This window comes from Verrucomicrobiia bacterium, assembly GCA_019634625.1.
Taxonomy (GTDB): Bacteria; Verrucomicrobiota; Verrucomicrobiia; order Limisphaerales; family CAIMTB01; genus CAIMTB01.
Map to the genome: position 1 here is coordinate 1 of JAHCBA010000033.1, position 14,717 is coordinate 14,717.

4 protein-coding genes are annotated in these 14,717 nt (G+C 65.1%); all 4 read right to left on the reverse strand.

All coding sequences use genetic code 11. The annotated features are described in order from the left end of the window. Nucleotides 1-2: 2 nt before the first annotated feature. Nucleotides 3-296, reverse strand: coding sequence for a hypothetical protein (locus KF833_17470; protein ID MBX3747099.1), 294 nt, complete (start codon nt 294-296; stop codon nt 3-5). A gap of 282 nt (nt 297-578) precedes the next feature. Continuing rightward, nucleotides 579-5,099 (reverse strand): hypothetical protein, encoded by a 4,521-nt coding sequence (locus KF833_17475; protein ID MBX3747100.1) that lies wholly within the window; start codon nt 5,097-5,099, stop codon nt 579-581. Between the two features lie 309 nt (nt 5,100-5,408). Then, the gene (locus KF833_17480) at nt 5,409-6,626 is read right to left on the reverse strand and encodes a PQQ-binding-like beta-propeller repeat protein (GenBank protein ID MBX3747101.1); all 1,218 of its coding nucleotides are present in this window, start codon (nt 6,624-6,626) and stop codon (nt 5,409-5,411) included. A gap of 437 nt (nt 6,627-7,063) precedes the next feature. Beyond that, nucleotides 7,064-14,554, reverse strand: a complete 7,491-nt coding sequence (locus KF833_17485; protein MBX3747102.1) for an Ig-like domain-containing protein — start codon at nt 14,552-14,554, stop codon at nt 7,064-7,066. Between the last annotated feature and the right edge of the window lie 163 nt (nt 14,555-14,717).

The following is a 14,717-nucleotide window of genomic DNA, read 5'->3' on the forward strand; positions in this document are numbered from 1 at the left end:
GATCATTGGCCCCTGAGTTTCATGGCCCGCTGGAACTCCTCCTCGTCGCCCTCTTCCTGCAGGCGACGAATCTCTTCCAAGGTCATGGGCTTTTCTCCGTGGCGTTGCTTGAGGACGAGGAGTCCCAGAGGTCCTACCTCGAACTTCTCCGGGTCGGGGTTCTCCAACTCGGCGGCGGGCCGAATCTCGCGGCGGAGGGCGCTCTCCACGATCGCCTTGAGGGTGGTTCTCCGGCGGGCCGCGAGGGTCTTGGCCTCGATCAGCAGGTCGTCCGGAAGATCGAGCGTGGTCTTCATATGGGTCACGATACGGTTCTACGGTTGGAGGTCAATACAAGGCGCCGGGGCCAGGCATTCCCGATGGACAACCAGTCCCGCGTCACGGTCCGATGCTGGCGATCGGATCCGATCGAGACGCTCCCGAAGGCTTTGGGCCCGTGATCGCGCGTCGTCCGAACCCCACACTGTCCCATGGCGGGGTCGGGGTCACATCTGTGAATTTGACAAATCAGGCCCGGGATCGGGCGGCCGACCAGAATGTCAAATTCAGAGATCTGACCCCGAAGCCGAATTTCCCTGCTACCGCTCAAGATCGGCAAGATGGGTGCTTGCACTTGGCAATCCCTCCAAACTCAACTGGTCAATCAGCGCAAGCGCCCGGTCATAAAGGGGCTTCGACTGAAGCTGGGCGTAGGCTGTAAAGACAAGCTTGCCAACGATTTGCTCGTCCGCAGCAAGTGACGTGCGGATGTCCCGGGCCCCTTCAGCGCAGCGGGAGGCAAAGATCTCGCAGACATCAAGGATGATTTCGGGAACGCGACGATTGGTCTCCTTCAAGGCGTACAGCAAAAGACTCGGCTCTTCAGCGAAAGCCGGACTGTCAAGAAAACTGCGAATCAGGGCCTCGAAGTCCCTGAGAGGTGTGTCAGGTGATTGCCAAAGGCGGCGGAAACATGTCGCGGCATGGGTACGGACGGCCTTGCTGCTGTCAGCAAACAGGCGAACCAAAGCGGGTTCACACCACGAACGGCATTCCGGATGCAGGAGGTTTCTACTTGCGATTTGGCACGCCCCTAGCCGGCATTGTTCGTCGCCGGAAAGCGCCACCTCAGCAAGCGGGTCAGCAACCTTGTGATAGAGCCGGGCGAGGCAGGCGAGAGTCCCCCCCTGCTTCCTCACTTCATCGCGTGAGGAACCCAGCATGCGGTCAATTGTCCCGGCAAAGTGACCAAAGTGCTCGCGTAGTCCCGACTGAATAAAATGAACCACGTAGGCTGTGCCCAGAAGCCGGTCGTCCGAATCCAGGAGCGCTTCCATGAGTTGCAGCGCCAACGGCGTATCGTTTCGGGCAACGGCGAACAAGGTTGAGGCCACCACGGCCCGCACAGCCAGACTAGGGTCGGTCACTAGCTGGTCGATCGTGCCACAAAAGTCCGCCAGATACTGCAAGTCATGCTTGATCAGATTGCCAATCGTGAGTGCTGCAACCCCGCGCACGGTATTGATGCCATGGTGAAGAATATCACCTCCATAGTAAGCCTGCTCACCATCGGCTAGATCCGCATTCGGATCCGAATGCCGCGCCGCATCCCGAATGAACTGGATCGCATCCTCGGGTAGCCGGGCATCGGCCATCGTGCCGAGCAAATCCAGAGCAGCGCACAAGCAAGCCTTGTCTTCCCGAGCGAATACACGTCTTGCCACCTCAATCTTGCCAGGCATAGGGCTTGCGGACTCCTTCAGCCCGTAAAGCACGTTCATGAAGTAGCTCGGTTCAACGTCTTCAGGGAAACGGAGCGCGAGACGGCTGAATCGTTCGGGTTGCTCCTTGACGAAATTCCGGAGCATCCCAGCAAGTTCGTGGGCACCACCACGTTCGAGATGCTCGATGTCGAACTGTCGGTCCGCTGAACTGTATTTGGCAATGGCTCCAAGCCATTGCTCGTCCGTCATGTGTTGTGCGGACTCTTGCGGTATAGGGGAGACCACGGTGTAGCTCTGTATGCCTCTTGGCGGGCCGTCTGGCTTGCCGAACTTCGTCCGCCACCCGGCGATCTGTGCGTTTGCAACGTTGCTCCTCCTATGGGAGGCAAGAGCTGACAAAAGATTGAAGGCCGAGATGCCCCGACGGGGAAGCCCTTCCCTTGTTCGCTCGTGGGGCGTCAGGAAGGCCAGAACCTCTGCTTCCACGGCGCGAAAGACTGGCTCGGAGCAATGCGGGGAGAACTTCTCAAGAACCTGACGGGACACCCAGAACCAGCTGTCTGAGTACCCACAGAGGAGTCGCTCCGGCTCGGCAGCCAACAACCCAAGCACCTCATCCGCACAGCCGGCAGGAGAAGAAGATAGGTAGGCGCACATGAGCAAGAAGTTGGCCGTCCGATGTCTTGCAACCCGTAGCTGCCTGATGCAAGGGAGCAAGGCGTCGGGAGACTGCCGGCCGGCGAGTTCGAAGGCTTCCTCGCACGCACTAAGAAACGCCTCGTACATGCTGATGTGTTGTCTCATCAAATGTCGAGACGGCCATACCCAATCGCTACTGAGCGCTCCATGGTCATCAGTTCTGAAGGCTTCGGCAGCGCGAATGATTGCGGGCAGGATATGCTCAAGGAAAGCTGCTGGTGCCTTTCGCGCACTCGTGAACAGGTGATCGACGCCAAACTCGTCATCGAGCAGGGCCCCTGTTAGCCCATGTTGATCCATCGTCGACTTGGCGATAGCAATCCGCCGGTCCAGCCAGTGTGCAGCCAGTTCCGCGCACCAAGCGGGCCGTTCATCCGAGAAGCCGTGCAGCATAGACCAGAATGTGCCGTTGGATGGAAGGCGGTCTTTCGCATCATCAAGTGTTCCGTCATCCAGAAGCCTAAGAAACAGATCGAAAAGGCGGCGGCTCTTGCCAAGGCATCTCCCCTCCACCATATAGCGCAGCCTTGGCTTCCATTCGCCCCCTTTCGTGGCGAATGGCTCCAAGAGTTCCGCCACTCGCTCGGAGTGCTGGTCAGCTTGCTGGCGCAGATACCGACACATCGTATCCAGCAACCACGCCTCGTCCGATTGCAGCCATAGTTCGAGGAAACCAAGACGGTCGGCAATCGTGAACAACGTTCGTGAGGCAAAGAAGGCATCGAATACCCGTGAAGCCAGCCGATCGGGATTAGGTTTCCTGGCGCGGCGGCAGGCCATCTCGGAATCAATCCACGGCATTAGTGCCTGGAGTTCTTCATCCCTCGGTTCGGGATGTGCCGCGACAAGTTCGATCGTGAGCAACTTCAGGTGCGGACGAATGAGATCACTTCGAAGCAGGTGAACGATCCTGTCAAGATACGCCGCAAAATCGTCGTCACGGAGGAACGCCAGCACTTGGCGGAGCTGTGCCCGGCGAAAGAGGTGTTGCGCGTCGCTTTCGAGGAAACGAACAAACTCCCGCCCACCGTGCGGCTGCGTGCGCGCAAAACAATAGTCAAAGAGTGTCTCATGGCCGAAGCCGTAGCGGCGGCCATCCCAAGTCAGCACCCCTTCTGATGCCATCCGTTGGAGCATTTCCGATGGGAAGGCGTCCATTGTCGTGACGGGCACTGAGAGCTCCTGACGGTCGCTCATTGCCGTGGCGAGATGCTGGATAGCTCGGTACCAGAGCGCGTCCCATTCCTGCGATTGTGCCGCCACGGCTCTTCGCTTGGCATCCCAGTAGGCATCACAGAGTTCCTTTGCTGTTGTGAAACGCTCCTCCGTGCGAGCGAGTCCGGCGCCAATGAAGAGCGAAAGATTCTGTGGCAGGCGAAGCATGGCCTGCTGAGGGGGGGTGAGTCTGGAAAGGTCACCGCCATCATTTGCCAGCACTGCTTTGGTCTCGTCTGCTGTGAACTCGCTGAGTTCAATCGGAGACTGATCTTTCGCTATGAGCTGTTTGAGTCGATGGTCGTGCACAAAGTCAAACTTGCGGCAGGCCAGCAGGAGGTAAATCCTGGCGCGCGAGTGAAGGCCGAGCACTTCGTCGCGAAGCGCGGCGATGGCATCAAAGAAGTCCGGATGACGGCCTGAAGTGGCGCTCACGCAGTCAACCTGATCCACCACAAGCGCTACCGTCCGCTTTGGATAATTGTCCGCGAGCACCAGTGCGGGCGAGTCGCCAAGGCCAAGCTTTTCCCCCAGCGCGATGGCCGTGGTGACGGGCTCGACACCATCGAGCCGGAAGGCGAGCACCGGCACATCTGCAGCCTGCAATCCTTCCACGATTTGGCATAAGCACGCGCTCTTCCCGCCACCCGCTGCGCTGGTGATGAGGATGCCCAACGGTGCGGAGTTGTTCTGAATACGGGCAATAAGGTCATCCGCGACCGCCCGGCGTATGGCAGCGCCGCGAATCAGTCTTGCGCGTTGCCCTGCAACATAGGATCGCGTGACCGCCAATATGCGGTTCGTTGCGTCTGGAGAGGGCGCACGCCGTCGCGTAATGCCGCGAGTCCGGAGGTGTTGTTCAATGTCGGGCGCCGTGAGCACTTCATGCGTGCTGAGGAGATAGAGGTCCCGCAGGACAGCCATTGTGGTCTGCCCGGGCCCGCCGAAAGTCGCGCCAAGAACGCGGCACAGTTGCAATTCGAGGGTCACCTCTTCGGCGCTCCTTACCGTCACCGCTCTAAGAAATCTGAACACTTCCTCTTCGTCGAGCGCACCCAAATATCCCCTGAGGTCTGTAAACTGGGCATCACGCCCACATCTGAGGAAGTGCCCTTGGAACTCGGTGTACGACTGTGCAGCGCGCGCGTTTTCCGTAAGCTTTTTCAGTTCCGGTGAGCCGGAGACTGAAGCGAATACGCATTGGTCTCCGGCGCGAAACTTTTCGAAGAAGAACTGCAATACGGGCCTCAATGCACAGATGGACCAGGTATCACGGTTTGTCGGCTGCCGCTTAGCTTGCCAGTGTTCCCGGACGACTCCACGCACGAGATGAAATTCCGCCCCATCATCTCCGGGAGTTTCAATTCGGATCGCTGACGCCTCACCGTTCAGAACGGCGAGGAATGCATCGACTCCCCAAAGCGCCTCGTGAAAGTGCCCTGCCTTGGCGGCCGCGCCACCGGAGTGTGTGCTAAGTGCCACAGGTCAGCCGTTGTCGACCGGGTCATGGAGAGGATGTCTCTGGCCCCGTCGCCTGTGCAGTCGTTCGTGCTACGCGCCAGCGATGAGTAGGCACTACATCGAATTTGAGTGTGTCGGCTGGGGCAGATTGTGGCGCGAGCAGCTCGGAGAACCGATTCTTGAACTTCGCAGCATTGACGATTCTGCCCATGGCCAAGATTCTGCCCAGCTTTGTGACGGAAGGAAATCTGCATTCTCAGGGGCAGCGCATCCTCCTATCGCGGCCGAGACGAACACCGGCAGGGGACCGCGGGAGTCGGAGGCCCGCCCTTATTCAGCACTCAGGCAGATCAGATTGCCTTGGTCGTTGCGGGCGTAGATGCGGCCGTGGGCGACGGTCGGGCTGGTCCAGCAGGTTCGACCGAGGACTTGCGTCCGGCCCAGTTCGGCATAGGCGGCGGGTGACAGCCGGGTGGTGACCAGTTCGCCGTTTTCCGTCAGGGCCAGCAGAACATCATCGACCCCGATGGTGGTGCCGTACCCGAAGTTGTCCCGTGTCCAGAGCACGCGGCCATCGGCGAGGTTGAGCGCCACCAGCCGGCAGTTGGGCGTGCCCTGCCGGCCGTCGATGCCGTAGATCGTGCCGTTCAGGGCCACGCTGTTGTTGAGGGCGTTCTTCAGTTCCCGGGTTTCCCAGACCAGGTTCAACGCCTCGCCGTCGAAGGTCAGCAGCTCCGAGCTGGCGTTGGCCGAGATGAAGATGCGCCTCCCCTGGTCGAGCACGATCGGCGTCGGCGCGAGCAGATCGAACTGCGCCTTGAGCGGGCGATGGGCGATTTCGGCGCCGTCCGTGGCCGACAGCACGGACAAGCCCCTGCCGTTCATGGCGGCGATGAAGGGCCGGCCATTCCAGGCGAACGGGACGGGCGAGGCGTAGGCGGGAGGATGGGCTTCCGTGGAAACCCAGACGGTCCGGCCGGTGGCGAGTTCGAGCGCGATGACCTTGCCAGCGCTGATCCATACCTGCTGGCCGCTGACCACCGGCGAACTTCCGAAACCCCACTGCGGCACGGCAACGCCCATCGCGGCCGGCAGGTTGACCTCCCAGACCCGGGTGCCGTCGGCGGTGTCGAGGCAGAACAACTGGCCGTCCTTGCTCAACGTCAGGACGCGGTTGCCGGTCACGGTGGGCGTGGCATTGGGACCGCCGGGGTGCATGCGCGGCAAGAGTTCGGCGGGGTAGGTGTGCTTCCAGAGTTCCCGGCCGGTGACGGCATCGAGGCAGTACACGGTCTCGCCGGCTTGCCCGTCGTGGCCGAGCACGAAGGCCCGGCCTTCCGCGACGCTGACCGCGGAGTAACCGCGGCCGATCTTCGCCTCCCACGCGGTGGAGTACTTCGACAGATCGGACACGAAGGCGGGGTCACGGGTGCGGTTGCTGCCGTCCGGTCCGAGCCAGCGGGGCCAGTCGGTGGCGGAGAGATCGGGGGCGCCCATGCGGATGCCGATCGCGAGGATCGCGAGGGTGGGAAGGAAGCGGGGATTCATGGTCATTGTCGGGAAACGTGTCGGGGCAAGACGATGGCAACGGGGTTGGCGTTACAGCCTCGAACCAGGGCAGGTGCCAGGAAGGGCGACCGGCCGGTGTCCCGGACGGACGCCAGGCGGGCACCGGCTCTCCCATGCATGGACGCGAACCGCCGCGAATGCCCGGCCCTCCGCCGCGAATGCCCGGCCCTCCGCCGCAAATGCCCGGCCCTCCGCGGCGAAGACACGTCCATGGCCGTCCGGATTCCGCCTCGACTTTCCCCCATCCGTGCATCCCGGAGTTGTGGGTAGAGGCGCGAACTTCGCGAGGCGTCGCCTCGGAGGGCCGAGTTCCAGGAGGCCGCAACGATGGGTTGCGTTGGAATGCGGACTCGCGGAGCTCGTCCCTCCGATTGGCTGCCGCCTCACCGACAACTGGGGGATGCACCGCTCCCCCATCATGGCGCGCTTGCGGCATCGACAATGCGGGCGGTGACGGCGGACGGACTGTGGGTGAGCGTCAGCCGCAGATGCGGCGGCAGGCGGACGGGCGGGGCCGAGGTGAGGGTGCCTTGGATGCGGTCGGCCGTCAGGATGGCGAAGGTGTCTCCCAGCGCGGGAATGTAGCCCTCGCGGAACTCCAGTGGCAGGGTTCCGTCCAGGGTGGCGGTGCCATTGACCGTGCATTGGCCGTGCCCGGAGCCCGCGGTGGTCCCGCCGATCTCGACGGCGAGCGTGCCTTCGGAGGTTTGATGCAGGGATTCGGTGAAGGTGAGGCGTCCGCCCTCAATGCGCAGGGTTCCCCGGTTGGTGATGGCCGTCGGCAGCGTGGCGTTGGCCGTCGAGGACTTCAGGAAGAGCCCCTGGTTGTCGAACTGGCCGGGAGGCGGAACGGGCACGCCAGCCAGGGTACCGGAGGCGTTGGTAATGGAGTAGGTCCCGCCCGGGAGGTTCTGGAACAGGCCGCCCATCCGGGGCCGGGCGGTACCGACCTGCAGGAACAGCCCCGCATTCTCGATCCGCGCCGCGCTCCACAAGGCGCCACGGCTGAGGGTCCCCACGTTGAGGAGCACACCCGGCCCCTCGAGGCGGGCGTCGGTACCGCTCAACCGCGAGGTCGCCCCGCTGGTGGTCAGGGTGCCGTTCAGTTCCAGCCGGCCATTGACCAGGGCGAGTTCCTGGACCGCGCCATCGGTGTCGAGATGCAGGCGGGTGGCGGGGTTGGTGACCACGAGGGTGGCGACATTCAGCGCGCCCGAAATCCGGTTCGAGCCGCCGAACACATGGAGGGTGCCGGCGCCCTGGATCGACGCCGGCAGGCGATGCGCCGTGGCAGAGGCTCCCGCCGCAAGCTGGAGGGCGGCCCCGGAATCGATCTGCACCGTCCCCCCAATCGCCGAATCGCGCTCGAGCGCGAACGTGCCGGCCTCGACACGAAGTTCGCCCGTCTGCTGAAACGGAACGGCCAGCCGCACACGCTGGTCCGGCACCCGGACATGGAGCAGGCCTTCGTTCTCGAACCGGCCCGAGCCCATTCCCAGGATCGGATTGGGTGAGGTCCAATCGAACCGACCCTGCGGTGTGACCCGGAGCACGGCGTTGTTCTCAAGACTGATCGACAAGCCCGCCCCCTGCGCCGAGTTCCAGCGGCTGGCGCCATGCAATTCGAGAACCCGGCTTCCGGCCAGTGTCAGCCGCATCGGAATCTCGACCCCTTCCAAGGCGCGGAACACCCCCCCGCCGGCGAAGGTGACGCTGAAGTTCATGCCCGCCCGGCCCAGCATCAGGGGCGCCGTCGCGGACAGATCCGCCGGGCCGTCCAGGGTGCCACTCGAGAAGGCCAGGTCGTGAAACGTGGCGGGATGCTGGAAGGTCATGGTCCCACCCGCCAGCACCACGGGGCCCGAAAACGGCTCGGTGGGCGCACTGAACTCCGCCGCGCCGAATCCCAGCGCGAAGGTTCCGGTGCCGAGCTGAACGGGACCGCGAAAGGCAACCCGCGCGGAATTGGTGATCGTGGTGCGGCCCGTCACGGCGTAGGTGCCATCGATCCCGGTGTCGAAGCTGTTCAAGAACCAGACATCGCCGCCCCCTCCGATCCGGGAACCCGCGGCGAACACCATGTTGGTGTTGGGATCGGGCTGCTGGAACCGGAGCGAGGCCCCGGGCGCGACGTCGATTTCGCCGGAGTGGAGGAGCCGGTTCCGAAACAGCAGCGTGCCGGACTCGACCTGCCACCGCCCTTCGTTGGTGACCACCAGCCCCGTGATCTGGATTTCCTGGGTGCCACCCCGCGACCGGATCAACCCCCGGTTGCGAAGGCTGGTGCGCCCGCCGGAACCGGCCCAGGACATGCCCGGACCGGAGGCGGCCATGTCCCACACCGCCCCCGGCTCAACGATCCAATGAGTCGCGGCAGAGGTCACCGCCCCGAGGCCGATACTTCCGGACCGCCATTCGACCGGCCCGGAGAGCATGACCGTTTGATCTGCCACCTCGATGCCCGAACCCGTGGGCCCTCGGTCGATGTGCACCGGACCGCGAAGGTCCAGCACTCCCGAGCCGCGCACGCGCGCCGCGTTGGTCAACTGCACCGGAGCCGTGATCGTCAGGGTGGTGAGATTGGAGAGCGTCGCGTTCCGGATCGTGAAAGGGCCCGAGAAGGTGGACGGTTCCAGCAGGGTGAGACTTCCGCCCGTCAACGCCAGATGCTCGGCACTGGTCAGGCGCGTCAGGAAGGTGTTGTTGCGGGCATGCTGGATCGTGAAAAGGCCCGCCGGCCGGTCGATCGTCACGACATCCCCGGGTCGTGGCGCCGAGGGCACCCACCGGGCCGCTTCGTCCCAAAGTCCGTCCGCATCGACACCCCACTGAACCCCGTCGCGCACCGTGAATCGCGAGGTCACCGCGGAGGCGAGGGCGTTGCCATAAATGTCCCGGACCCCCGTTCCCACGGTGAAGACGTACTCCCCGGCGGGCAGCGGGGCGGCATGGACCAGGCTGGCCGTGCGCAGTTCCGCGTTGTAGCCCAGCGACGCCGCCGGAGCGGGCGAACCATCATCGAACGTCAGCGTGACACTCGAGGACAGGGTGGCCGGATCCATCGGGTCCAGAAACGTCACCTCCACCGCGGTAAGGCGTCCGGGCTGGCGGACATGACCGTTCGGGGGAACGACCGACTGGATGCGGGGAGGAGAGACCTGGAAGGTGTGCGTGGACTCGGCCTCGACCGGATTGCCCAGGACATCGCGTGCCTCGAAGGTGATCCGGGCCCGGTACCGTCCGCTCGGCAGGGGCGGCCCAGGCACGAACGTCATGTGCTGGTCGGCCACCGAAAACTGCACCGCAGCCACGCTGAAAGGGATGTCATCGGGCGTGTCGAACCGGTCGTCCGGACCGGCGGCCACCAGTTCGAATCCGCCATCGCGCAGGGAAGCCAGCGACATGGGCAGGGAAAACCGGGCCTCGATGAGAGCCGGCTGCCCGGGGGAATGCGTGGTGCCCCCACCGGAACCCAGGGACAGAACCCGGGGGGCCCGCACCTGGAAATCCCAGGAATGCTCCGACCCAAGCGGTAGGCCGTTGAGATCCGTGACCTGCGTGCTGAGGGCCGCACGGTAGCGACCCGGCGGGAATGCCGGCGTCCGGCGCAGACTGAAGGTGTCCGAGTTCGCGTCGTAGTGGGGCGTGGCGGCAACCACCACGTCGTCCGCCGTGCCAAGCGTCCGGTCGGGTCCGGCCTCCACCAGGCGGAACCCTCCGCCCGTCAGGCTGGTCAGGTTCATGGGCTCGCTGAACCGCGCCCCCACCGCGGTCACGTCGGTGGGATCCGACTGGGAATTGGCCGCCGGAAACACGTTCCGAAGCCGGGGCGGCGTCGCGTCGGCAACCAGTGGCAGCACAAGCTCCGGCGTCCATGCCTCGTTGCCGCCCGTGTCGATGGCCCGGCCCCGCAGGCGCACCGTCGTTCGGGACGGCGACCAGACGGGACCCCTGAGAAGGGGTTGGAACGGAAACACGCCGGACCGGGAGACCATGGCTCCATCCAGGTACAACTCCACGTGCCGCACCTGGATGTCGTCCGTCGTGACCAAGGGCACCCGTACCAGGGAACCGGCCTCGATCTCCGGCGCCGCCGCGGCGAACGGTTCCCCGAAGGCGATCGTGGGCGCGAGTCGGGCGAAATCCGGAGGCAGATAACGGACCACCTGCAGCCCCTGGTTGCCGTCCGCGACATAGGCAAGACCCTGGTACAGCACAGCGGCCCGGGGTGTCCCGGTAGTGGGAAGGGAGGTGAGGAAATTGGTCGTGGAATTTCCTGAAGCCACGTCGTACAGCGAAAGGGCCAGCGTGCCGGTCCCGCCGAAACTCGTGGTGGCCGCCAGAATCCCCGAGCCGTTGTCCGCAAGCGAGTGGATCGCGAGTTGCGTGGCCGGAGGTTCCGCCCGCAGCACCGGCGACGAGGCGTTGGACACATCATAGATCCGGAACCCCGTGAAGTACCCCACATAGGCGCGGTCGCCCCCGACGAACAGCTTCCGCCCCTGCTCGAGGGGCGCCGTCGCACCCGCCACATTGAGGCGCGACAGTTCGGCCAGTTCGAGGTTCTGCCAGCGGAAGATACGAAGGTCCCGGTCGGTCAGCACATAAAGCCGGGTCCCGACCACCGCGAGATCATGAATCGAGGCGCCCTGGGCCCATTCGCCGATCCGTTCATCGCTGGCAAGCCACGCGGCCCGGAGATTGTTCCCTGAACCGAAGAAGGCCACCGGCGGCGCAATGGCCAGTGCGTGCGCGCTGGAGCCCGTGTGACGCGCCACCTCGATCGGTTGGGACGGCTCCGTCAGGTCAAGGATCACCGCCGCGTTCGCCAGGCCCACCACGGCCGTCCGCCCCGCCAGCACCACCGCACGCGCGCCGGTCAGCGGAACGCGGGACACCTCCGTCGGCGCCAGCGGATCCGCAACGTTGAACACCGTCAGTCCGGCGGTGCCGGCCACCACCGCCAGGTCGCTGTCCACAGCCACCGCGATCGTCGTCCCGCCGGTCTCCGCCGAGGCGATCACGCCCGTGACCGCCGGCGTGTCGCCCAGCGGATTCGTCCCGGCACGAATCTCGGCGCCGTCAGGAATGCCGTCGCCGTCCGTGTCCGGATTGAACGGGTCCGTGCCGGCGATCTGTTCCGCAACGTCCGCCAGCCCGTCGCCGTCCGTGTCGCGTCCGGAAGTCTCAATCAGAACCGCTCCGGGAATGAGGGTCCGGGTTCCGGTCGGCTCGGAGCGGAAATAGGCGAAGCCGTACCGGAGGGTCTGGGGATCGAGATACCCGACGCGATAAAGGGTGTTCGGAGCCAGAAAGACACCCGTGAACACGCCGGTGTCGCTCAACCGGCCGCGGAGCGAAAAGCCGGTCTCGAGATTGTGAATCTCGTAGTGCAACGCCCGCTCGGGAAGCCGGTACAGGCGCACGTCGGGAACGGGCGCACCCGCCGTGACGGAGGCCGGACCAGCGCCCGGCGCGTGGGTGCGCAGCGGGGTGGCGGAGGCGGCCCCGGTCCGCACGCGCGGGAGATAACCGCCCTCGGTGATGGAGGAGAGGAGCAGGATCGCCCGCTCCAGCCCATACAGGTAATGGGTCCAGCCCTGGCCCTCGAGCGACGCGGCCACGGACACAAAGCCGCCCAGCGCATCGCGGATCTCCTCCTTCAATTCCGGATGCGCATCGAGCCCGTCGCGGGCCATGGCTTCGGCCCGGGCGATGGCCGTCTCCACATCGGCGGCCCTGACCCGCTCCGGATGTTCAAGAGCCAGCAGGGCGGCACGCTCCGTCGCGGTCACGGTCGGACCTCCGGGTCCGGCCGGGTTCACCGCTTCGAGGAGCTGCTCGAAGAAGATCTGGTAAAGACGGGCATCCTCGATCGACGCGGTGTCCTCCCACGCCGCCGTGCCACCCACCGCCCGAAGCAGATGCCGGGCGGCCTCGCTCAACTCAACCTGGTCCTCCAGGTAACCAATGGCCTCCTCGAGAACGGCGTGCACGCTCCGGCTCCCGAGAGAGGCGCCGCCGGCAAGCGTCAGCGGACTTCCGAGCGGGAAGTTCTGGGTGCAGTCATACCAGTTGAAGCCGGCATCGATCAGCCCCTTGGCGCCCCAGCCCACGCTGAGCACCGAGCCGACCACCGGAATGCAGCCCAGTCCCGCCCCGATGACATTGTTGACCGCGGTCGAGACACAGGCGCCGGAATTGTTGAGTTCGACGCAGTCGCGCGCGGTGCGCAGCGGACCGAGGCCAAACCCCAGCGCGCAGCCGAGAATCGGAACGGAAGAGGCCCCGGACAACAGCAGGGCGGTGTCGCCGAGCAGATCCGTCGCCGCGTGGACCGTGAGCGTCGATTCCGTGTGGCAGCGCTCGTCATCCTTCTGTTCGCCGTCCGGTCCGTCCTCCGAAGGGTCCCTGCCATCCTCGTTGTCGCCCCCGTCGCGACGGCGCCGGGGTCCCGTACCCTGTCCGCCCGTGTTGAATCCGTGCCAGCCCGGCTGACGCACCCCGACACCGGGATCGGATTCAACGTATTGACCGTCGGCCGTCACGGTCATGCCGCCTTGCAGTTCCCAGCGGCCGGTCTGGTGATTGAAACTCCACAGCGCGGCTGGCGACCCCGCCGGCAACGGCTGGCCCGTGACCGGGTCTGGCGTGTTGGGGAAACGGATGGGAACCGGTTGATCGAAGTTCAGGGGGCCGTCGGTCTGGATGGTGATGACCAGCGGGAATTCAAGCCCCGGCGGAAGCGGCTCAGGCAGGCGGTCCGGAGGAACAGGCGCCAGCCCGACGCGCCCCCCGCGCGTGCCGTCATCGGCAAACAATCCATTGGGAGGCACGCGCACCTCGACCCCGGCAAAGGCCGGGTTGGCATCGAGGATCGCCTGTGGAAACCCCACCCGGGTGTCCAAGGTGGCGCTGACCGGCTGCAACGAGCCGGCACGCACCCGCGGCAGATGGATGCGCCCCGTGTGATTGGCGATGTTGGTGATCACGCCCGGGATCGTCTCCCAGGCCTTGCCGACCAACGGGTAGTAGTCGCCATCGGGCCACCCGCTGCCCACCGCCGTCCTCCCATCCACATGCACGAAGAAGCGCCCAGAGGGCGCGGGTTGAAGCCGGAAGAAACCCTGGGCGTCGGTGACCGCACGAAGCAATTCCTCACGCCCGTCCACCGTGATCGTCACCCCCGCCAGCGGGCGGTCCGTGCCGTTGGGATTCGGCTCCGAATCGAGCACCCAGCCCACGATCGCCGTGTCTCCCACCGGCGTGGAATTGAGCGTCGTAAAGGTCAGGTCCAGCACGCCTCCAACCATCCCGTCGCCCCGGAGAGCCACCAGGTTCCCCGCCGCGTCGGTCAGTCGAAAACCGTCGATGCGCGTGGTGACCCGCGTGTTCGAGGGGAGTGGCTCCAGATGAAATGCCGTCAGCGTTCGCCGGTCCGACGACAAATCCAGCCGGCTCAGAATCGGCCGCCCCCCCGCCGTCACGGTGACGATCCCGGGAACCCGCGGGACATCCGCCCCAAGAGGTGCGTTGAATCGGAGGATCGTCGGCCGGGTCGGCGCCACGCCACTCTCCCCCGCCAGCGGCGAGGACTCGACGAGTTGGGTGAGCTGCGTCCCTGTCAGCCCCAACCGGTAGAACCGCGCCAGCTCCGTCGCCACCACCGCCAGCACACGGTCCGCCCCATCGACCTGGACCGTCCCGGAAGCCGGAACCCAGGCAACCGGCGGATTCAGTTGTGCCGCCTGCTCCACCGCCCAAATGCCGTCGGCATCGCGCCAGCGCAGTTCGATCCGGTCGGAACCGGGCGCCTCGCGCAGCGCCACGATGGGCGGGGAGGATTGTGCGGAGACCAGGGCGGGCAAGAGGACGGCCCATCGGAGGGAACGCAGGCAATACAGCATCGTGGCAAATTCGAATCGACGACCCGGAACTCCCAGGGACGTCTGGCTTCGCAGGATCCCCAAGACTGTGCCGACGCCACACCGGATCGGTCAAGGCAGTCAGACCCGGTCACCACCGCCCCGGTGCATCCCCGGGGTGTGGGTGAGGCGGCAGCGACTCGGA

What these genes read in the sequence shown, in the direction of transcription:
- KF833_17485 (MBX3747102.1), bottom strand. Translation starts at nt 14,554, where the DNA reads ATGCTGTATTGCCTGCGTTCCCTCCGATGGGCCGTCCTCTTGCCCGCC.
- KF833_17480 (MBX3747101.1), bottom strand. Translation starts at nt 6,626, where the DNA reads ATGAATCCCCGCTTCCTTCCCACCCTCGCGATCCTCGCGATCGGCATC.
- KF833_17470 (MBX3747099.1), bottom strand. Translation starts at nt 296, where the DNA reads ATGAAGACCACGCTCGATCTTCCGGACGACCTGCTGATCGAGGCCAAG.